General features: G+C 73.6%; 18 protein-coding genes. 14 read left to right on the forward strand and 4 right to left on the reverse strand.

What is annotated here, in order from left to right:
- Window positions 1-91: 91 nt before the first annotated feature.
- A complete protein-coding gene (locus tag ACGFZ2_RS16350) occupies window positions 92-1,036 on the forward strand; it encodes an ATP-grasp domain-containing protein (RefSeq protein ID WP_393454235.1) in 945 nt (314 codons plus the stop codon).
- Here ACGFZ2_RS16350 and ACGFZ2_RS16355 read toward each other — a convergent pair.
- Window positions 966-2,834: a transketolase gene (locus ACGFZ2_RS16355; protein WP_393454418.1), complete on the reverse strand. Its 1,869-nt coding sequence runs from the start codon at window positions 2,832-2,834 to the stop codon at window positions 966-968. The two genes, ACGFZ2_RS16350 and ACGFZ2_RS16355, sit on opposite strands and share 71 nt — an antisense overlap.
- A 249-nt stretch (window positions 2,835-3,083) precedes the next feature.
- Between ACGFZ2_RS16355 and ACGFZ2_RS16360 the strand changes: the two genes are divergently transcribed.
- From ACGFZ2_RS16360 to ACGFZ2_RS16380, 5 genes are all read left to right on the forward strand, one after another.
- Window positions 3,084-3,959 carry an SPFH domain-containing protein gene (locus ACGFZ2_RS16360; RefSeq protein ID WP_393454238.1) on the forward strand — a complete coding sequence of 292 codons (876 nt, stop codon included), beginning with the start codon at window positions 3,084-3,086 and terminating at the stop codon, window positions 3,957-3,959.
- A gap of 308 nt (window positions 3,960-4,267) precedes the next feature.
- Window positions 4,268-5,893 (forward strand): serine/threonine-protein kinase, encoded by a 1,626-nt coding sequence (locus ACGFZ2_RS16365; RefSeq protein WP_393454241.1) that lies wholly within the window; start codon window positions 4,268-4,270, stop codon window positions 5,891-5,893.
- 44 nt (window positions 5,894-5,937) lie between these two features.
- Window positions 5,938-7,164 carry a hypothetical protein gene (locus tag ACGFZ2_RS16370; RefSeq protein WP_393454244.1) on the forward strand — a complete coding sequence of 409 codons (1,227 nt, stop codon included), beginning with the start codon at window positions 5,938-5,940 and terminating at the stop codon, window positions 7,162-7,164.
- Between the two features lie 140 nt (window positions 7,165-7,304).
- On the forward strand, window positions 7,305-8,264 hold the full coding sequence (locus tag ACGFZ2_RS16375) for a hypothetical protein (RefSeq protein ID WP_393264006.1): 960 nt from the start codon (window positions 7,305-7,307) through the stop codon (window positions 8,262-8,264).
- A gap of 200 nt (window positions 8,265-8,464) precedes the next feature.
- Window positions 8,465-9,817: an MFS transporter gene (locus ACGFZ2_RS16380; RefSeq protein WP_393454247.1), complete on the forward strand. Its 1,353-nt coding sequence runs from the start codon at window positions 8,465-8,467 to the stop codon at window positions 9,815-9,817.
- A gap of 120 nt (window positions 9,818-9,937) precedes the next feature.
- Here the strand turns inward: ACGFZ2_RS16380 and ACGFZ2_RS16385 are convergent, their stop codons facing one another.
- Both ACGFZ2_RS16385 and ACGFZ2_RS16390 read right to left on the reverse strand, forming a co-directional pair.
- A complete protein-coding gene (locus ACGFZ2_RS16385) occupies window positions 9,938-10,672 on the reverse strand; it encodes a DUF4287 domain-containing protein (RefSeq protein WP_393454250.1) in 735 nt (244 codons plus the stop codon).
- A 221-nt stretch (window positions 10,673-10,893) separates the two neighbouring features.
- On the reverse strand, window positions 10,894-11,655 hold the full coding sequence (locus ACGFZ2_RS16390; RefSeq protein ID WP_393264001.1) for a FadR/GntR family transcriptional regulator: 762 nt from the start codon (window positions 11,653-11,655) through the stop codon (window positions 10,894-10,896).
- A gap of 142 nt (window positions 11,656-11,797) precedes the next feature.
- Between ACGFZ2_RS16390 and ACGFZ2_RS16395 the strand changes: the two genes are divergently transcribed.
- The 8 genes from ACGFZ2_RS16395 to ACGFZ2_RS16430 all read left to right on the forward strand — a co-directional run bounded on the left by ACGFZ2_RS16395 (window position 11,798) and on the right by ACGFZ2_RS16430 (window position 19,487).
- Window positions 11,798-13,084, forward strand: coding sequence for a sugar ABC transporter substrate-binding protein (locus ACGFZ2_RS16395; RefSeq protein WP_350708213.1), 1,287 nt, complete (start codon window positions 11,798-11,800; stop codon window positions 13,082-13,084).
- An 81-nt stretch (window positions 13,085-13,165) separates the two neighbouring features.
- Window positions 13,166-14,116: a sugar ABC transporter permease gene (locus ACGFZ2_RS16400; RefSeq protein WP_363706493.1), complete on the forward strand. Its 951-nt coding sequence runs from the start codon at window positions 13,166-13,168 to the stop codon at window positions 14,114-14,116.
- Entirely contained in the window at window positions 14,113-14,928 is an 816-nt protein-coding gene (locus tag ACGFZ2_RS16405; protein ID WP_357700978.1) for a carbohydrate ABC transporter permease, read from the forward strand. Before ACGFZ2_RS16400 ends, ACGFZ2_RS16405 begins: the two co-directional genes overlap by 4 nt.
- A 7-nt stretch (window positions 14,929-14,935) precedes the next feature.
- Complete coding sequence (gene dgoD / locus ACGFZ2_RS16410; protein ID WP_393454253.1) at window positions 14,936-16,084, forward strand: galactonate dehydratase; 1,149 nt, start codon at window positions 14,936-14,938, stop codon at window positions 16,082-16,084.
- Window positions 16,085-16,088: 4 nt separating this feature from the next.
- Window positions 16,089-16,727 (forward strand): bifunctional 4-hydroxy-2-oxoglutarate aldolase/2-dehydro-3-deoxy-phosphogluconate aldolase, encoded by a 639-nt coding sequence (locus ACGFZ2_RS16415; RefSeq protein ID WP_393454256.1) that lies wholly within the window; start codon window positions 16,089-16,091, stop codon window positions 16,725-16,727.
- The gene (locus ACGFZ2_RS16420; protein ID WP_393454259.1) at window positions 16,724-17,677 is read left to right on the forward strand and encodes a sugar kinase; all 954 of its coding nucleotides are present in this window, start codon (window positions 16,724-16,726) and stop codon (window positions 17,675-17,677) included. Before ACGFZ2_RS16415 ends, ACGFZ2_RS16420 begins: the two co-directional genes overlap by 4 nt.
- 33 nt (window positions 17,678-17,710) lie before the next feature.
- Window positions 17,711-18,940, forward strand: coding sequence for a D-mannonate dehydratase ManD (manD, locus tag ACGFZ2_RS16425; protein WP_350708225.1), 1,230 nt, complete (start codon window positions 17,711-17,713; stop codon window positions 18,938-18,940).
- Window positions 18,930-19,487: a gluconokinase gene (locus tag ACGFZ2_RS16430; protein ID WP_393263991.1), complete on the forward strand. Its 558-nt coding sequence runs from the start codon at window positions 18,930-18,932 to the stop codon at window positions 19,485-19,487. The genes manD and ACGFZ2_RS16430 overlap by 11 nt, the downstream gene beginning before the upstream one ends.
- A 36-nt stretch (window positions 19,488-19,523) precedes the next feature.
- On the opposite strand, the gene ACGFZ2_RS16435 is transcribed toward ACGFZ2_RS16430, so the two are convergent.
- Window positions 19,524-19,940, reverse strand: coding sequence for a YchJ family protein (locus ACGFZ2_RS16435; protein ID WP_393454262.1), 417 nt, complete (start codon window positions 19,938-19,940; stop codon window positions 19,524-19,526).
- Between the last annotated feature and the right edge of the window lie 4 nt (window positions 19,941-19,944).

Raw genomic sequence — 19,944 nt, forward strand, 5'->3', positions numbered from 1 at the left:
GACGGGAAGTCGCCGTCGCCCGGCACCACCGCCGGCATCGCCGACGGGAACGCGGTCGCGTCCCACGGGCCGATCGGGCAACATCCACCGGATGCTGTTGATCGTTCCCGCGGACCCGCTGCGGCCGCGTCGTCCGGATGACCACTTCGCGCCGGAGACACGCGCGGCCCGGGACGCCGGCGTCGCGGTCGCCCTCGTCGACCACGACGCGTTGGCCCGTGGCGACGACGTGCCGCGGGCGGTGTCCCGAATAACGGTGGAGGGCGAGGCCGTCTACCGCGGGTGGATGTTGCGCAGCGAGCGGTACGCCGCCTTCGCCGCAGCGCTGGCCGGCCGTGGCGTCACGCTGCGGACGAGCGCCGAGCAGTACATGCGGGCCCACGAGCTGCCCGGCTGGTATCCCGACCTCGCCGAATTGACGCCGCGTACGACGTGGACGGTCGGGACACGGCGCGCCGACTTCGAGCGGGCGCGGTGCGACCTCGGCGGCGGGCCAGCGGTGCTACGCGACTTCACCAAGTCGATGAAGCACCACTGGCACGAGGCGGCGTTCATCCCGAACCTGGACGACGGTGACGCCGCCTGGGCGATCGCGAGCCGGTTCCTCGACCTGCGCGCGGAGGACGTCGTCGGTGGCCTCGTGCTGCGCCGGTTCGAGCGGTTCGCCGGCGCCGAGGTCCGCAGGTGGTGGATCGACGGCGGCTGCGTCCTGGTCGGCGCGCACCCGGACAGCCCGCACGACACCCCGCCCGCGGACTTCGACCCGTGTCCGCTGGGCGCGTCGATCGCGGCGCTGCGGTTGCCCTTCGTGACGGTGGATCTGGCCCTGCGCGCCGACGGGGTGTGGCGGATCGTCGAACTCGGCGACGGGCAGGTCAGCGACCGGCCGGTCACCATCGCACCGGAAGCACTCGTCGGCGCTCTGTTCACCGACCCGGCTGCGCGGCCACCCGTCGCCCGCCCGCTCAGTCTCGGGACAGCGCGGCGCGCGACGCCGCGACGATCGCCTCCACCCCGATTCCCGCCTGGTCCATGAGCTGGCTCGACGTCCCGGAGGTGGGCAGGCCGCGGACGGCGAGGTGCGTCACCCGCACCGGCTCGGCGAGGTCGGCCAGCGACTCCAGCACGGCCGAGCCGAGGCCACCCTCCGGGTAGTGGTCCTCCACCACCACCAGCCGGCCGCCGGTGACCCGGACGGCGTCCAGCAACCGCTGCCGGTCCAGCGGCTTCACCGAGTACAGGTCGATCACCCGGGCCGCGACGCCCTCGCCCGCCAGCCGGTCCGCGGCGGCGAGGCAGTTGTGCACCGTCACCCCGGCCCCGACCAGCGCTACCCGGTCGTCGTCGCCGCCGCGCAGCAGCTTGCTGCCGCCCACCGGGAAGTCCTCGTCGTTGCCGTACAGGACGGGGTACGCCCCCCGGGTCGTCCGCAGGTAGGTGATGCCCCCGCAGTCGACCATCTCCCGCACCAGGGCCGCGCAGGACACGGCGTCGCTGGGGTAGAGGACGGTCGACCCGTGGACGGCGCGCATCGCCGCCAGGTCCTCCAGCCCCATCTGCGAGGGGCCGTCCGCCCCCACCTCCACCCCCGCGTGCGAGCCGGACAGGGCGATGTCGGCCCCGGAGATGCCGGCCATCCGGATGAAGTCGTAGGCGCGGGAGAAGAAGGCCGCGAAGGTCGAGGCGAAGGGCCGGTACCCGCGTACCTGCAACCCGACCGCCGCGGCGACCAGCTGCTGTTCGGCGATGAACATCTCGAAGAACCGGTCGGGATACTCCCCGGCGAACCGGTCGGCGCGCGTCGAGTCGCTGACCTCGCCGTCCAGCGCGACCACGTCCGGCCGGGCGCCCAGCGCGCGCAGCGCGTCGCCGTAGGCGTTGCGGGTGGCGACCTTCGCCCCCCGGTCGTACCGGGGCAGCTCCGGTGGCGCGCCGGCGGCAGCGGCGGGCGGCGGAGCGGCCTCGGGGCGTGGGCCGGCGACGCGGATCTGGCGTACGCCGCCGAGCGCGTCGACGGCGCGGTCGGCCAGGTCGGGCTTGAACGGCTTGCCGTGCCAGCCCGGCTTGTTCTCGACCTCGGGTACGCCCTTGCCCTTCACGGTCCGGGCGAGCACCACGGTCGGACCCGTCGCCTGCCGGGCGCGGCCCAGCGCCTCGTCGACGGCGGCGAGGTCGTGACCGTCGACGACGACCGCCCGGCAGCCGAACGCCTCGACCCGCCGCCGGTAGGTGTCCAGGTCCCATTCCAACTCGGTCGGCCCTCGCTGCCCGAACCGGTTCACGTCCACGATCGCCGTGAGGTTGCCGAGCCCGTAGTGGCTCGCCTTGTCCAGCGCCTCCCAGATGGAGCCCTCGGCCGTCTCGCTGTCCCCGCACAACACCCAGACGTGGTACGGCAGCCGGTCGAGGTACCGGCCGGCCAGCGCGATCCCGACACCGACGGGCAGCCCCTGGCCGAGCGCGCCCGTGGCCACGTCGACCCAGGGCAGCACCGGTGTCGGGTGCCCCTGCAGGCGCGAGCCGAACTGGCGGTAGGTCTCCACCAGCTCCTCGTCGCTGATCACCCCGACCGCCTTGAAGACCGCGTACAGCAGGGGCGAGGCGTGGCCCTTGGAGAAGATCAGGTGGTCGTTGGCGCGAGCGCCCGGATCCGACCAGTCGTAGCGCAGGTGCCGGGTGACCAGCACGGCGAGCAGGTCCGCGGCGGACAGGCTGGAGGTCGGGTGACCGGACCCGGCTCGGGTGCTGCACCGGATCGCGTCCACCCGCAACTGCGCGGCGAGCTCGCCCAGCTCGGTGATCTCGTCGGCGCGGAGAGTGCGCTCTGCTTCCATCGTCACCGGCATCGCCTCCAGCGATCGGCCTTCCTCGGCCCGGTGCTGCCGGACCGCCCGACCCACGGCCGGGCAGCCCCCGCCGGCCTGCTCCCCGTACCGTAGCCAGGAAATCGGCCCGGCGTCCGGCAACCTCCGATCTGCCCCGAGGGGCGCCGGCGGCCGACCGGACGACCGCCGGAGAGGCAGGACTATCCGGCGACGCAGCGGGAAAGGGGGGCCCGGGGAGCCGAACGGATCGGGGGTGCCGTGGAAGCCGTCGTGATCGGCGCGGTGATCGTGGTCGTGTTCTTCGCGCTCGTCGGCGCCCTGAGCGTCCGGCTTGTACAGCAGTACCAGCGCGGCATCGTCTTCCGCTTCGGCCGCGTGCTGCAACCGGTCCGCGAGCCCGGCCTGCGCCTGATCGTCCCGATCGCCGACCGGATGGTCCGGGTCAGCATGCAGACGACCGTGATCGGCGTGCCCCCGCAGGGCGCCATCACCCGGGACAACGTCACCCTCACCGTCGACGCGGTCGTCTACTACCGGGTCGTCGACCCGGTGAAGGCGCTGGTCAACGTCCGCGACTACCCTGCGGCCGTGCTCCAGGTGGCGCAGACCGCGCTGCGGTCGGTGATCGGCAAGGCCGACCTGGACACCCTGCTCGGCGACCGGGAGCGGATCAACACCGAGCTGAAGGCCGTCATCGACGCGCCGACCGAGAAGCCGTGGGGGCTGCTCATCGAGCGGGTCGAGGTCAAGGACGTCGCGCTGCCCGAGGGGATGAAGCGGTCGATGTCCCGCCAGGCCGAGGCGGAACGCGAGCGCCGCGCCCGGGTGATCGCCGCCGACGGCGAGTACCAGGCGTCCCGCCGGCTCGCCGACGCGTCCCGGGCGATGGCGGCGACCCCCGGGGCGTACCAGCTCCGGCTGCTGCAGACCGTCGTGGACGTGGCGGCGGAGAAGAACAGCACCCTGGTGATGCCGTTCCCGGTCGAGCTGCTGCGCTTCTTCGACAAGTTCACCCACGCCGCCGCACCCACGCGCGAAGCCGAGCCGCCGGCGGCGCAGCCCCCCGCGGCGGAGCGCGCCGCACCGGCACCCACCGCCGCGCCCGGCGACGGCCGCCACCGACCCCCGGCCTGACCCCTCGCCGGCCCGCGCCTGCCGACCTCGGCGCGCCGCCGCCTCCGTCGCCGGTTCGCCCGGCTGCCCGGGTACGACCACCGCCCGCCGAGCCGGCGGGTGGCCGCCCGCTCGGCGACGACGCTTGCGAGAGGGTGCTACGAGTGGGCGGTGTCCGTTACCGACCATGCCGTCACCCCGCCGCGCCGAGCGGGACGTCCGGAGCCCGGAAGCAGCCGTTGCGCCGATGGATCCACCGCCCGGCGCGACCACAATGGCCACCGAGGCAGCCACGGAGGCTGTCCGTTCCGGGGTGGGGAGGTGAGCGCGTGACCGGCTGGCAGGTCTCGGGCTACCGCCCGGTCCGGCAGCTCGGCGCCGGCGCGTCCGGCCGGGTGGACCTCGCCGTGCACGACGCGACCGGCACCCCGGTCGCCATCAAGTACCTCACCAGCGGCATCGGTGACGACCCCTCGTTCCGCACCGCGTTCCGGGACGAGGCCCGGCTGCTGGCCGAGATCGACGACCCGCACGTCTCCCGGCTCTACGAGTACGTCGAGTCGCCCGCCGGCGCGGCGATCGTCATGGAGCTGGTCGACGGCGTATCGCTGCGGCAGATGCTGCGCGCGCACGGCCCCACCACCGCGGAGTCGGCGCTGTGCGTTCTCAAGGGATCGCTCGCCGGGCTCGGCGCCGCGCACGCCAGGGGCGTGGTGCACCGCGACTACAAGCCGGAGAACGTGCTGGTCACCGCCGAGGGCACCAGCAAGCTGGCCGACTTCGGCATCGCGATGCCGGTCGGGGAGACCTCCGGCGTCAGCGTCACCGGCACCCCCCGCTACATGGCCCCCGAGCAGTGGACGGGCGCCCCGGCCAGCCCGGCCTGCGACATCTACGCGGCCACCGCCACCTTCTACGAGTGCCTCACCGGTCGGCCGCCCTACGACGGGCGGGACCTGTTCACCCTGCACCAGCAGCACGCTCGGGCGCCGATCCCCACCGACCCGGCTCCCGAGCCGGTGCACGACCTGCTGCGGCACGGCATGGCCAAGCAACCGGCCGAGCGACCGCAACCCGCGCAGGTCTTCCTCGCCGTGCTGGAGCAGGTGGCGGCCGGCGCGTACGGACCGGAGTGGGAGGAGCGCGGCCTGCGCGAGCTGGCCCGCCGGGCGGCCCTGCTCGCCGCCCTCTTCCCGTTCCCCGACGGCACCGGCGGGGCCACCAGCCTGGCCAGCACCGCACTGGGCGGGGGCACCGGCCGGTGGACCTGGCTGCGCGCGGGCCGGGCCCGCGCGGCGCTGCTCGGCGGCGGGTTGGTCGCCGCACTGCTGGTCGGCGGGGCCGGGCTGAGCTACGCCAGCCGCGACGAGACCGTGCCGGCGGCGGCCGCCCCGCAGGCGACGGCGGGTCCGACCGGCGAGGCGTCCGCCCCGGCCGCCGCGCCGCCCACGCCGACGGCGGCGGCGACCCCCGTCCCGGCGTCCGCCACGCCCACCGCGACGACGGCCGCCCCGGCGTCAACCGGCCCGAGCGCGTCGTCGTCCCCGTCCGCTTCCGCCTCGCCGACCGCGTCGGCCAGCACCAGCCCGCCACCGCCGGCGGACACCGTCGCGCCCTCCGTCGGGCAGGTCGCGGCAAGCCCGACCGCGCTGGACCCCGAGGGCTGTCCGTACGGGCCCACGTCCAGCACCGTGTCCGCCGTCGTCTCCGACGACCGTACGACGGCCGGGAGACTGCGGGTCAGCTTCCGGTACACCCTGGACGGCCGCACCACGGAGGTGCCCATGACGGCCGACCGTCGTGGACTGTTCCGTGGCGTCCTGCGCGACCTGCCCCGGCCGGGCGACAGCACCCGGATCCCGGTCCGGGTCGTCGCGGTCGACGAGGCCGGCAACGCCTCGCCCGAGAGTTCGCCGGTCCACGTGACGCTCCGCCCGTTCTGCACCCCGGGCTGATCGGTGGCCCGGATGTCGACCACGATGACGGAGGGCGGGCCGCCGTGACCCAGCCGAACGACCAGACCGAGGCGCTGCCCACCCACCGGCTGCCCGTCGACGCCGCGGCGACCGCCCGGCTCGACGGCGTCCCGCACCCGACCGGGCCCACCGCACACCCCGCCTCCGACGAACCCACCGCGCACGTGAGTGCTGGCGAGCCCACGGCACACCTGGCCTCTGGTGATCCCACGGCCTACCCGGGTTCCGGCGGGCCGACGGCCTACCTGGGTTCCGGCGAGCCCACGGCCTACCTGCGTTCCGGCGGGCCGACGGCCTACCCGGGTTCCGGTGAGCCCACGGCCTACCTGGGTTCCGGCGAGCCCACGTCGTACCCCGGCTCCGGCGAGCCGACCGCGCCCCTGCCCGGCGGCGCGCCGACGATGCGGCACCCGGCCGCCAGAGACGGCACGGCACACCTGGCCCAGGGGGAAGCTACGGCGCACCTGAACCTTGGGGACGCCACCGGGCACCTCGGCGGGGGAGAGCCCACGGCGCACCTCGCGCCGGGGTGGCGGGTAGCCCCGCCCGCCGGTCCCGTGCCGTCCACGCACGTGGACCCCGGCCGGCTGCCGGTCGATGCGGGTGGGCGGTCCGGGCCGTGGACGACGGCGCAACCGAGCGGGCAGGAGCCGACGGGCCCGGTGACCGCGGTCGGGACGGGGCGTACCACCGGGGCAGGGCCGGGGACGGTCTTCGGCGGGCGTACGGGAGCGTCCCTCGTGCCCGTGGGCGGCGAGGTGCGGTTCGGGCCGGGCGTGCCGGCCACCCCACCGGTCGCGCCCGCCTGGCCCGTGCCGACGCCCCCGCGCCGGCGGCGGCCGGCGTGGCGGACCGTCACCTCGGTGCTCTCCACCGTGCTCACCGTCGCGCTGCTCGCCGCCGTCGGCCTCTATCTCTGGCAGCGGATCAGCCCTCTGGAGGTCACCGGGGTCACGGTGGCGGTGCCGCGGCCGGCCGGCGACCGGTGCGACGTCACCGTCGACGTGGTGGCCACCGTGTCGACCAACGGCCGGGCGGGGGAGATCCGCTACCAGTGGCTGCGCAGTGGCAGCGCCCCCGGCAGCCTGCTGGCCGAGCGGGTCGGCCGCGGCCAGCGCACCGTCGAGTTGACGCTGCGCTGGGCCTTCAGCGGCGTGGGCACCACGACCGAGACGGCCACGGTCAACATCACCTCGCCGTCCCCGGTGCAGGCCCAGGCCCCGGTCGCCTACGACTGCCGGCGCCGCTGACCCTCCCGGCCGAGCGGGCGCGCGGCCCCGCCGGCACCGTCGCGTCGACGCGACGCCGCCCGGCGCCGACCGGTGTTTCCCCGGCCGGCGCCGAGGGTAGGTCGGGCGCGACGAGACGGACACCCGTGTGGAGGATTCCCATGAGAGACGACTTCGGCGACGCGGTGGGGGACGCCCTCCGCTCGGTGATGCTGTTCCTGCCCAAGGCCGTGGCCTTCGTGGCGATCCTGGTGGTCGGCTGGCTGATCGCCAAGGCCGTGCTCAAGATCGTAGACAAGGTGCTGGAGCGGGTGGGCTTCGACCGCGCGGTGGAGCGCGGCGGGATCCGCCGGGCCCTGGCCCGGTCCCGGTACGACGCCAGCGACATCGTCGCGAAGCTCGCCTACTACGGCGTGCTGCTGGTGACCCTCCAGCTCGCGTTCGGCATCTGGGGCCCGAATCCCGTCTCGGACCTGATCGCCGGCGTGATCGCCTGGCTGCCCCGTGCCTTCGTCGCGATCGTCATTGTCGTGGTCGCCGCCGCGATCGCCAACGCCGTCAAGGACATCATCAGCGGCGCCCTGGGCGGGCTGTCGTACGGCCGCATCCTGGCCAGCATCGCCTCGGTGTTCATCCTCGGCCTCGGCGTCATCGCCGCCCTCAACCAGATCGGTGTGGCGACCGCCGTGACCACCCCGGTGCTGGTCGCCGTGCTCGCCACCGTCGGCGGCATCCTCGTCGTCGGGGTTGGCGGCGGTCTGGTCCGTCCGATGCAGAGCCGCTGGGAGTCCTGGCTGACCCGCGCCGAGCAGGAGTCGCACCTGATCGCCACGCACGCCCGCGCCTACCAGGCCGGCCGCCGCGACACCGAGACCCACCTGACCGAGCCGGCCGCCGACGCCACCCAGGTCGTCCGTGCCGGTGAACCCGCCGGCCCGGCCGTGGACGCCGACGCCACCCAGGTCGTGCCGCGCCCCGCCGACCCGGCCGCGCCCCACGTCGACCCGGACGCCACCCAGGTCACCTCGACGGGCGCCACGGTCCCGGCGCAGCCGACCGGCCAGGACGCCGAGGCCACCATGGTCATCCCGCCGATGGGACAGGAGAAGTTCCGCCGCTGACCGCGCCGCCGCGTTCCGGGGTGGGATCCGCACGGGTCCCACCCCGACGCGTGTCGCGGTACGGCATGGCCGTCAGGGCCGCCGCCGCCTAACATCGCCGGCATGACGTGGCGATGTTGATGCACCGCTGACGGTCGCCCCCGTGGGCCGCCGCGGACGCCGTACGCCCGGCGTCCGCTTCGTCTCCACGGGAAGGCTTCATGACTGTCCACACTGTGCGCGTGCCCGATCCGCGTGTCCGCCGGCTGGCGGCCATCCTCTACGGGTACGCGTTCCTCGGTGAACTCGTTCTGCTCTATCCGCTGTACGCGCTGCTGTTCAGCGACACCGGCCTGTCGGTCTGGCAGATCTCCTCGCTGTTCGTGATCTGGTCGGCCAGCGGCATCCTGCTGGAGGTGCCCTCCGGCGCCTTCGCCGACGCGGTCTCCCGGCGGCTGCTGCTCGCCCTCGCCCCGCTCGTCACGGCCGCCGGCTTCGCGCTCTGGGTGCTCGTCCCCTCGTATCCGGCCTTCGCCGTCGGGTTCGTGCTGTGGGGCGCCGGCGGTGCGCTCGCCTCGGGTGCGCTGGAGGCGCTGGTCTTCGACGAACTCGACCGGCTCGACGCCGCCGGCCGGTACGCCCGCGTCATCGGCCGGGCCAGGACGGCCGAGACGCTCGGCGTGCTCGCCTCGATCGTCCTGGCCGGCCCGGTGTTCGCCGTCGGCGGCTACCCGGCGGTGGGCGTGGCCAGCGTGCTCGCCTGCCTGCTCGCCGCCGCCGTCGCCACCCGCTTCCCCGAACACCGGCGGGGCGACGCCCCGGTGGCCGCTGCCGCTCCCGCGGCCGGGCCGGCAGCGGCCACCACCGCCGGCCCGGCCGCGACCGCCAGCCAGGAGTGGACCGGGCGGGCCGCCGAGGCGGGACGGGACGCGGGCGACGAGGACGGCGACCTCGGCTGGTGGGCGAGCCTGCGCGCCGGGCTCGCCGAGGCGCACGCCGACCGGGCCGTCCGCGCGGCGGTGCTGCTGGTCGCGGCGGTCGCGGCGGTCTGGGGGGCCCTCGAGGAGTACACGCCGCTGCTGGCGCGGGACACCGGCGTCGCCGAGGCGAGCGTGCCGCTGCTGCTCCTGCTCATCTGGGCCGGGGTGAGCGCCGGCGGCCTGCTCGCCCCGGCGGGGGAGCGGCTGACCACCCGCGGGTACGCCGGGCTGCTGGCGGTGTCCGGCGTGGCCCTGGCCGCCGGAGCGCTGCTCGCCCGGCCCGTCGGGTTCGTGCTGGTCGCGGCCGCGTTCTGCGGCTTCCAACTCGCCACCGTGCTCGCCGACGCCCGCTTGCAGGCCCGGGTCACCGGCAGCAGCCGGGCCACGGTCACCTCGCTCGCCGGGATGGCCACCGACGTGACGATCATCGCCGTCTACGGCGGGTACGGCCTGCTCGCCACCGGGGCCGGCAACGGGTTCGCCTTCGCGGTGGCCGCCGTGCCGTACCTGATCGTCGCGCTGCTCCTGGTGACGGGCGGCGGCCGGCGGTCCCGAGGCGGGCCGGGTCGGGTGGCCGCCGGTCGCGTCGGCTGACGACGGGCCCGGCGGCGGTCGGCGTGACCGCCGCCGGGCCGGCGCGCCGTCAGCCGGCGAGGTGCCGGTCCGACCGCTGGTGGCCGGATCGGAGGGGTGGTGCCGGCGACGGACGTGTGCTCATCGGCCCGTGCCTTCCAGGAGGTGCTTGAGCGCGGCCAGCCGGTCCCGCCAGTACGCCTTCAGCTCGGCCGCCTGTTCCGCCCCGGTCAGTTTCTCGTGCTGGACGGACACCCGGGACTTCGTCTCGCCCACGGCGGCGAAGCCCACCACGAGCCGGGTCGACCCGTCGCCCCAGTCGGCGCGGAACGTCCGGGGCGCGGTGGCGGTGCGGACCCGGACCTCCGCGCCGGGCAGCCACCGGCGGCGCAGCGCGTCGTCGGCGAAGGCGTCGAAGAGTCGCCGCACCGGGACGGCCACCGTGCGGCTGCCGGCGGCGGAGAAGCCGCCCCCGCGCCGCTGCCCGGGGGCGCGCAGGCCGCGCCTCTGTTCGTACCCGACGGTGAGGCTCTGCGCCCACCAGCCCGGCACCTCGTGCGTGGTGGCCAGCCAGCGGGCGATCTCGGTGTGCGTACGCCCGGTGGCGTCCCAGGCGTCGAGCAGGGCGAACCACTCGTCCCAGCCGCGGCCGGTGCGTTCCCGGACGAGCGCGTCGGAGATCCGCGCGGTCTGCACCGCCGTGCCCGACGACGTCGCGCCCGGCGCGGGCTTCGGCGGCGCGGGCGGTGCGGCGGCGGGCTCGGGCGCGGCGGCGGTCGACCGGGCGACGAGCTGCCGGCGGGCGGTCGTGTAGCTCTCGCCGGTCTTGTCCATCCGGGCCCGGACCCGGGTCTTGAACGACTTGTCACGCGTCATCACATGCTCCCTCGTCGACGGCGCGGGTCGCAGGGACCCACGCTCCCGTCGACCGCGCCGGATCAGGGCATGTGGCACGGCATCCCGAGAACGCGAGGCTCCCTTTGCCTCCGCGACGCCGGTGGCGTGAGCACCGGTAGGGAGGTGAGGCGCGGGACGGCGCCGCCACCAGCATACGCCGGGCGAAAGGACGACGGGAGCGGGACGGGTCGGGGCAGCGGTCAGGGGCCGGCGGTTTCGCCGGTCTGCTCCCAGATCGAACTCATCTCGTCGAAGGCCTGCTCCATGAGCTGCACCATGGCCCGCCGGGCGCGCTCGCCGTCGCGCCGCTGGATCGCCTGGGCCACCTCCGCGTGCAGTTGGAGGGCCTGCTCGTGCGGGTGGTGGGGCATGAGGTGGTGCTGGTGCCGGCCGGTGAGCACCTCCGCGACCAGCTCCTGCAACCGGACGAACATCTCGTTACCGGAGGCGACCAGCACCCGCCGGTGGAACTCGATGTCGAGCCGCAGGAAGCGCTCCTCGTCGCCGGCCTTGCCGGCGGCCCACATCTTCGCCGCGAGCCCGACGAGGTCGCTCGCCTCGTCGTGACCGACCCGGCTGGCCGCGAGCAGGGCGGCGTGCGGCTCGACGGCGGTGCGCAGCTCGGTGATCGAGCGGAGCTGGGCGATGCGGCCGGACGAGGCGAGCCGCCAGCGGATCACCTGCGGGTCGAAGACGTTCCAGGCGTCCGTCGGACGGATCATGACGCCGACCCGTCGGCGGGTCTCGATGAACCCGATCGAGGCGAGCACCCGCAGGACCTCGCGGACGACCGAGCGGGACACGGCATACCGCTCGACCAGTTCGTCGATGTTGAGGACGGCCCCGGCCGCCAGTTCGCCACCGCAGATGGCCGTGCCGAGGTGGTCGAGGACGCGTGCGTGCAGCCCGGCCTCGGCAGGGGCGATCGGGGCGACTGCGACCCCTGGGGAGGACGGTTTCACACGGCTGATCATATCAGTTGGGTCTACCTCTTGAATAAATCTGCTTTTTCGGCCTAGCATCCCGACGTTAAGCGGATGTAAACAGGGAGGTGGCGGCCCCACGTCGGGCCCGGCCACGGCCACGGCATAAGGAGAGATGGACGTGAGACGTCGATCAGTTATCGGGACTTCCCTGGCGATGGTCGTCGCCCTCGGCCTGTCCGCCTGCGGTGGCGGGGACGACGCCGGCGGCTCGGACACCGTGCGCGTGACGCTGGTGAACCACGTCTGGACGGACAACATCAAGAAGGCGCTGCCGGAGTTCGAGAAGCAGACGGGCCTCAAGGTCGAGGTGACCCAGCTCGGCGAGGACCAGCTCTCCGACCAGTACAACGTCAAGCTGAACGCCGGATCCAGCGACATCGACGTGATGATGTACCGGCCCCTGCAGGAGGGGAAGCTGTTCGCCAAGAACAAGTACCTGGCCGACCTGACCGACAAGGCCAAGTCGGACAGCGCGTTCGAGTTCGGCGACTTCCAGACCGGGCCGGTGCAGGCCACCAGCTACGAGGACAAGCTGGTCGGGGTGCCGATCATCACCGAGCAGGAGGTCCTCTACTACCGCAAGGACCTGCTGGAGAAGTCCGGCTTCACGGCCCCGCCGAAGACCCTCGACGAGCTCAAGGCGCAGGCGGCCAAGGTCGAGGCGGACAACCCGGGCGTTGCGGGCTTCGTGTCCCGCACCGGCAAGGCGGCCGCCGTCACGCAGTTCTCCAGCTTCCTCTACAGCTTCGGCGGCGACTTCGTCGACGCCAACGGCAAGGCGTCGGTCAACACCGACCAGGCCAAGCAGGCGTACGCCTACTACGGCGGGCTGCTGCGCGAGCACGGCCCGGAGAACATCAGCACCGACATGAGCTGGTCCGAGGCGATGGCGATCTTCACCCAGGGCAAGGCGGCCTTCTACACCGAGGCCAACTCGCTCTACAAGAACGCCACCGACCCGGCCAAGTCGAAGGTCTCCGAGACCGTCGGGTTCGCCGCCTTCCCGGCCGGCCCGGCCGGCTCGAAGCCGTACAACATCCCCTCGTGGGCGCTCGGCGTCAACGAGACGTCCAAGAACCAGGACAACGCCTGGAAGTTCATCCAGTGGGCGGCCGGCAAGGAGCAGGCGCTGGCGCAGCAGAAGGCCGGCGTTCCCAGCGCCCGTACGTCCGTCTGGGAGAACCCGGAGGGCTCGGCGAGCTACCCGAAGGACCTCGCCGAGGCCACCACGGTCAGCACCGCCAACGGCGTGGGCCACGACCGTCCGCTGGTCGTGAAGGTCGCCCAGGCGCGGGAGATCGTCGGCCAGCCGATCGTCGACGCGATCACCGGCAAGGACGCGGCCGCCTCGGCGGACGCGGCCAACGAGGCGTTCCAGAAGTTCCTCGACGACGAGGCGAAGTAGCCCGAAGCGCAGGTGGCGGAGCCGACCGGCTCCGCCACCCCGCGTCGGGACGCTGGCCCTGACCCCCCACCCGGAGACCTCATGTCAGCCGTCACCACACCAGTCAAAAGATCGACCGAGGCGCGTCCGGCGTCCCCGGAGACCTCGGCCTGGTCGCGCTGGGCCAACGAGCACCGCAAGTGGCTCTTCGCGGCACCCGCCATGGCGTTCGTCGCCGTGCTGATCGTCTTCCCGGTGGCCTGGACCGGGTACCTCAGCCTGACCGACGCCGAGGGCTCGGTACGCGCCGAGAGCGAGTTCATCGGCTTCCAGAACTACCTCGACGTGCTCACCGACACCGACCGCTTCTGGCCGGCCGTGTGGCGCACCGCCCTCTTCACCGGCGTCGTGCTCCTCTTCGAGGTCGTGCTCGGCATGGCGATCGCCCTGCTGCTGTGGCGGCCGTTCCGCGGTGAGAAGTGGGTCCGCGTTGCGATCCTGCTGCCGCTGGTCGCCACCCCGGTCGCGGTCGGCATGATGTGGCGGCTGATCTTCGACCCCAACATCGGCATGGCGAACCAGGTGCTCGGCTGGGTCGGGATCGGCCCCCAGCCCTGGCTGTCCGGGCAGAGCTCGGCCCTGCCCACGACGATGTTCATCGACATCTGGCAGTGGACGCCGATGGTCGTGCTGATCCTGCTCGCCGGCCTGACGTCGCTGTCCGACGAGCCGCAGGAGGCGGCGCTGATCGACGGCGCCAGCACCTGGCAGCGGTTCCGGCACGTCACCCTGCCGCTGCTGATGCCTACCGTGATCGTCGCGGTCCTGCTGCGCGGCATCGACGCCCTGAAGACCTTCGACATCCTCTACGCCACCAAGGGGCGCGGCGGCGGGTCGTTCCACGAGGTGGAGACCCTCAACGTCTACGCCTACGGCCTCAGCTTCGACTACAACGACTACGGCGTCTCGTCGACGGTCCTCATCATCTTCTTCCTGATCATCATCGGGGTGATGTGGGCCCTGACCTACCGCAAGAAGGGGCTGGACCGATGAAGCCGAGCAGGCCGTTCAAGGTCTTCCGGGCGGTGGCCCTGGTCGTCGTGGTGTTCTCGCTGATGGCGCCGCTGCTCTGGATGATCCTCGCGTCGCTGAAGACCAACGTCGACATCTACGACACCGACAAGGCGTTCTCCTTCTCGCCCACCCTGGACAACTACGGCACGGTGCTGGAGCAGGCGAACTACGTCCAGTTCATCGGCAACAGCCTCTGGGTGGCGTTCGCGGCGACCGTGCTGTCGCTCCTGCTCGGCGTGCCCGCCGCGTACTCGATGAGCCGCTTCAACATGAAGAAGTCCGCGCTCGTCGTGCTCATGGCCCGGGTCATCCCCGGCGTCTCGCTGCTGGTGCCCTGGTACTACGTCTTCTCGAACCTGCAGATGGTCGGCGGGTTCACCGTGCTGATCCTCAGCCACATGTTCGTGTCGCTGCCGCTGATCGTCTACATCATGATGGGCTACTTCGACGGCCTGCCGAGCGAACTCGAGGAGGCGGCGCTCGTCGACGGGCTGACCCACATCGGCGCGTTCCGGCGGATCACCCTGCCGCTGTCGGTGCCCGGCATCGCCACCGCGGGGATCCTGTCCTTCATCTTCTCCTGGAACAACTTCATGTTCGCCCTCGTGCTCTCCGGCGCCGACACCAAGACGCTCCCCGTGGCGATCTTCGACTTCGTCGGCTACGCCAGCATCGACTGGGGCGGCCTGATGGCCGCGGCCACCGTGGTCACCGTGCCGATCATGGTGATCGCCCTGTTCGTGCAGAAGTACATCGTCTCCGGCCTGACCGCCGGCGCCACGAAGGGCTGAGGACGCCATGACGACAATCGAAAAGGTCGAGACCTTCCTCGTCGCGCCGCGCTGGCTGTTCGTCCGGGTGCAGACCTCCTCCGGCATCGTCGGCTGGGGCGAGGCGACCTGCGAGGGCCGCTCCGAGACCGTCCGCACCGCCGTCGAGCAGCTCAGCGAACTGCTCATCGGCCAGGACGCGCTGCGCATCGAGGACCACTGGCAGGTCATGACCAAGGGCTCGTTCTACCGGGGCGGGCCGATCCTGGCCAGCGCCGTGTCCGGGCTCGACCAGGCGCTGTGGGACATCGCCGGCAAGCACTTCGGCGCGCCGGTGCACCAGCTGCTCGGCGGCCCGGTCCGGGACCGGATCCGGGTCTACGGCTGGGTCGGCGGCGACGAACCCGCCGAGGTCCGCGACCAGATCGCCGCCGCCGTCGAGACCGGCCTCACCGCGGTGAAGATGAACGCGTCCGGGAAGATGAGCCCGGTCGCGTCGGTCGCCGAACTCGACGGCGTCGTCCAACGGGTGGCCGCCGCCCGCGAGGTGCTCGGCGACGAGCGGGACGTGGCGGTCGACTTCCACGGCCGCTTCACCCTCGCCACCGCCCGCCGGGTCGCCCCGCTGCTCGAGCCGTACCGGCCGTTCTTCCTCGAGGAACCGGTGGTCCCGGAGAACTCGCACCTCATCGGCGAGTTCGTCCGCTCCACCACCACGCCGGTGTCGACGGGGGAGCGGCTCTACAGCCGGCAGGAGTTCCTGCCGGTGCTGCAGGCCGGCATCGCGGTCGCCCAGCCGGACCTCTCGCACGCCGGCGGCATCACCGAGGTCCGCAAGATCGCCGCGCTGGCCGAGGTGTACGACGTGCAGCTCGCCCCGCACTGCCCGCTCGGGCCGATCGCCCTCGCGGCCTGCCTGCAGGTCGGCTTCGCCACGCCGAACTACCTGATCCAGGAACAGAGCATCGGCATCCACTACAACCTCGGCGCCGAGGTGCTCGACTACTGCCTCGACAAGACCCCGCTGACGTTCGTCGACGGGTACGTCGAGCGGCTCACGGCGCCCGGACTCGGCATCGAGATCGACGAACACGCCGTGCGAACGGCGGACAAGCGCGGCCACTCGTGGCGCAGCCCCACGTGGCGGCACCGTGACGGCTCCTACGCGGAATGGTGATCACATGACCCTCGACCTCACCGCCGAACTCACCGACGCCCGCATCCTCGCGGTCATCCGGGGCACCGACACCGCCGGCGCGATCGCCGCCGGCACCGCCCTGCTCGAGGAGGGCGTACGCCTCGTCGAGGTGGCCCTCACCACGCCGGACGCTCTGCGGGCCGTCGAGGCGCTGCGCGGGGTCGCCCCCGCCGGCTCCCTGGTCGGCGCCGGCACCGTGCTCACCGCCGCCGACGTGGCCGACGTGGCCGCCGCGGGCGCCCAGTTCGTGGTGACGCCGGCCGTGGTCGAGTCGATCCCCGAGGCGGCCCGCCGGGGCATCCCGGTCGCCGCCGGCGCGTTCACCCCGACCGAGGCGTACACCGCGATGCGGATGGGCGCGTCGGCGATCAAGCTGTTCCCGTCGTCGGTCGGCGGCCCGGCGTACCTCAAGGCGGTGCGCGATCCGTTCCCGGACATCCCGTTCGTCGCGGTCGGCGGCGTCGGCCTGGCCGACGTGCACGGCTACCTGAAGGCCGGCGCGATCGCGGTCGGCGTCGGCGGGCCGCTGGTCGGCGACGCCGCCTCCGGCGGTGACCTGGACGCGCTGCGGACGCGGGCCCGCACCTACCTCGCCGCCGTGCGGGAGCCGGCCGCGTCATGACCGCGCCCGACCTGCTCACCTTCGGCGAGACCATGGTGTCGCTGCGCTCCGCCGGCCCGCTCGCCGCCGGCGGGCCGCTGACCATGCACCTGGCCGGCGCCGAGTCCAACGTGGCGGTGGGGGTGGCCCGGCTGGGCCACCGGGCCGCCTGGGCCGGCCGGGTGAGCACCGACGAGTTCGGCGAGTACACGCTGCGGCAGCTGCGCGCCGAGGGCGTCGGTGTCGACGGCGTGACCCGCGACCCGGACCGGCCGACCGGCCTGATGTTCCTGGAGCAGCGCACCGCCGACCTGACCCGGGTGCAGTACCACCGGGCCGGATCGGCCGGGTCGGCGCTGCGGGCCGACGACCTGCGGACGCCGTTGGCCGCCGGCGCCGGAATGCTGCACCTGACCGGGATCACCCCGGCGCTGTCCGACACCGCCCGCGCGGCCACCCGCTGGGCCGCCGAGGCCGCGGCCGAGGCGGGCATCCCCGTCTGCCTCGACGTCAACTACCGCGCCCGCCTCTGGTCCCGCGACGCCGCCCGCGAGGTGCTCACCCCGCTGGCGGGGTACGCCTCGGTCGTCATCGCCTCCGCCGACGAGCTCGACCTCGTCGGCGACCCGGGGGCCGACGAGGCCACGGTCGTGGCGGACCTGCTCGGGCGGGGCGTGGACACCGTCCTGGTCAAGCTGGGCGCCGACGGGGCCCGGGCGCACACCCCGGACGGCGTCCAGCACGTCGGGGCGCTGACCGTGACCGCCGTCGACCCCGTCGGCGCCGGGGACGCGTTCACCGCGGGCTACCTGTCCGGCTGGTTCGACGGGCTCGACCTGGCCGGTCGCCTGCGCCGCGCGGCCACCCTCGGCGCCTTCGCGGTCTCCAGCCGAGGCGACTGCGAAGGGCTGCCCCGCCGCGCCGAACTGTCCCTTCTCGACGGCCACGAGACGGGCAGCGTTCTCCGTTAGCCGCCCCGCGCACCTGTAGAAGAAAGGCATCCCGTGAAGATCGTCGCCGCTGACGTCATCGTCTCCAGCCCCGACCGCAACTTCGTCACCCTGAAGATCACCACCGACGACGGGATCACCGGCCTGGGCGACGGCACCCTCAACGGCCGCGAACTGTCGGTCGCCTCGTACCTGCGCGACCACGTCGTCCCGCTGCTGATCGGCCGCGACCCGCACCGCATCGAGGACACCTGGCAGTTCCTGTACCGCTCGGCGTACTGGCGGCGCGGGCCGGTCACCATGGCGGCCATCGCGGCGGTGGACGTGGCGCTGTGGGACATCAAGGCCAAGGCCGCCGGCATGCCGCTGTACCAGCTGCTGGGCGGGGCCTCCCGCACCGGCATCATGGCCTACGGCCACGCCTCCGGCCGCGACATCCCGGAGCTGTTCGACTCGATCCGCCGGCACCTGGAGCTCGGCTTCCGGTCGATCCGCGTGCAGACCTCCGTGCCGGGCATCAACGCCGTGTACGGCGTCGCCGCCCAGCCCAGCGCCGACGGCAAGCGGTACGACTACGAGCCGGCGCAGCGCACCCCGCTGCCGGCCGAGGAGGACTGGGACACCCGCGCCTACCTGCGCCACCTGCCCGGCGTCTTCGAGGCGGTCCGCAACGAGTTCGGCCCGGAGCTGCCGCTGCTGCACGACGGCCACCACCGGATGACCCCGATCCAGGCCGCGAAGCTGGGCAAGGCCCTGGAGCCGTACGACCTGTTCTGGCTGGAGGACTGCACCCCGGCGGAGAACCAGGAGGCGCTGCGGCTGGTGCGCCACCACACCACCACCCCGCTGGCCATCGGGGAAATCTTCAACACGGTGTGGGACTACCAGACCCTCATCCGCGAGCAACTGATCGACTACGTGCGCTCCGCCGTCACCCACACCGGCGGCATCACGGCCATGCGCAAGCTGCTCGACTTCGCCGCCCAGTACCAGATCAAGTCCGGCATCCACGGCCCGACCGACATCTCGCCGGTCGGCATGGCCGCCGCGCTGCACCTGGACCTCGCCATCCACAACTTCGGCATCCAGGAGTACATGCAGCACGGGCCGCTCACCAACGAGGTCTTCCGGCAGTCGTTCACCTTCACCGACGGCTACCTGCACCCGGGCGAGCAGCCGGGGCTCGGCGTGGAACTCGACGAGGAAGCCGCGGCGAAGTTCCCGTACGTGCCGGCCTACCTGCCGTTCAACCGGCTCAAGGACGGGACGGTCCATGACTGGTGAGAGCCGCCCGGGCGGCCCGGCCGCGACCCGGCACGTGGTCGTGATGGGGGTGTCCGGGGCCGGCAAGACGACCGTGGCCCGGGGCATCAGCGACCGTACCGGCCTGACCTTCGCCGAGGCGGACGAGTTCCACTCGCCGGCCAACGTGGCGCGGATGCGGGCCGGCGTGCCGCTGGACGACGCCGCGCGCCTGCCCTGGCTGCGCGACCTGGCCGCATGGATGGCGGCCCGCTCCGCCGAGGGCGTGTCGACGGTGCTGGCCTGCTCGGCGCTGAAGCGCTCCTACCGCGACGTGCTGCGCCAGGGGCCGCCGAGCGTCGAGTTCGTCCACCTGGACGGGCCGGCCGAGGTGATCCGGGACCGGATGGCCCGGCGTGCCGGGCACTACATGCCGGCGAGCCTGCTGGAGTCGCAGTTGGCGACCCTGGAGCAGCCCCACCCGGACGAGTCGGTGCTGGTGCTCGACGTCTCGCTGGCGCCGGACGAACTCGTCTCGGCGGCGGTCGACGGCCTCGGCCTGCGCACCGGCCTCCCCACCGGCGGGTAGCCGCGGCGCACCGGCCCGGCGGCTGCCGGGCCGGTGTCAGCCGGGCAACTCGTCGACGTAGACCCAGCGCCCGTCCTCGCGGACGAATCGGCTGCGCTCGGTCTGCGTCCCCGGCCGACCGCCCGCGCGGTAGTGGGCGCGGAACTCGACGACGCCCGTGGTGTCGAACAGCCCGCCCCGGTCGGCGTCGACGATCTCCAGCCCCGTCCAGCGCTGGCTCGGATCCAGGTCGAGCCGGCGCGGCCGGGTCGAGGAGTGCCAGCTCCGCAGCAGGTAGGCGGTGTCGCCGACGGCGAAGGCGCTGTACCGCGAGCGCATCAGCGCCTCGGCCGTCGCCGCGTCGGCCTCGCCCCGGTGCAGTCGCCCGCAGCACCGCGCGTACGGCTGGGCGGACCCGCACGGGCAGGTCCGGTCGGGGTCGTCGGCCGCGCTCCGGCGGGGTCTGGTCGCCACGGGC

Origin of the sequence: Micromonospora sp. NPDC048063 (assembly GCF_043202855.1) — a bacterium.
Taxonomy (GTDB): domain Bacteria; phylum Actinomycetota; class Actinomycetes; order Mycobacteriales; family Micromonosporaceae; genus Micromonospora.

Excerpts from the sequence above, each read along its gene's own strand:
- ACGFZ2_RS16380 (WP_393454247.1), top strand. The coding sequence starts at position 8,465 with ATGACTGTCCACACTGTGCGCGTGCCCGATCCGCGTGTCCGCCGGCTG.
- ACGFZ2_RS16385 (WP_393454250.1), bottom strand. The coding sequence starts at position 10,672 with ATGACGCGTGACAAGTCGTTCAAGACCCGGGTCCGGGCCCGGATGGAC.
- ACGFZ2_RS16405 (WP_357700978.1), top strand. The coding sequence starts at position 14,113 with ATGAAGCCGAGCAGGCCGTTCAAGGTCTTCCGGGCGGTGGCCCTGGTC.
- ACGFZ2_RS16400 (WP_363706493.1), top strand. The coding sequence starts at position 13,166 with ATGTCAGCCGTCACCACACCAGTCAAAAGATCGACCGAGGCGCGTCCG.
- ACGFZ2_RS16420 (WP_393454259.1), top strand. The coding sequence starts at position 16,724 with ATGACCGCGCCCGACCTGCTCACCTTCGGCGAGACCATGGTGTCGCTG.
- ACGFZ2_RS16350 (WP_393454235.1), top strand. The coding sequence starts at position 92 with ATGCTGTTGATCGTTCCCGCGGACCCGCTGCGGCCGCGTCGTCCGGAT.
- dgoD (WP_393454253.1), top strand. The coding sequence starts at position 14,936 with ATGACGACAATCGAAAAGGTCGAGACCTTCCTCGTCGCGCCGCGCTGG.
- ACGFZ2_RS16355 (WP_393454418.1), bottom strand. The coding sequence starts at position 2,834 with ATGGAAGCAGAGCGCACTCTCCGCGCCGACGAGATCACCGAGCTGGGC.
- ACGFZ2_RS16375 (WP_393264006.1), top strand. The coding sequence starts at position 7,305 with ATGAGAGACGACTTCGGCGACGCGGTGGGGGACGCCCTCCGCTCGGTG.
- ACGFZ2_RS16415 (WP_393454256.1), top strand. The coding sequence starts at position 16,089 with ATGACCCTCGACCTCACCGCCGAACTCACCGACGCCCGCATCCTCGCG.
- ACGFZ2_RS16430 (WP_393263991.1), top strand. The coding sequence starts at position 18,930 with ATGACTGGTGAGAGCCGCCCGGGCGGCCCGGCCGCGACCCGGCACGTG.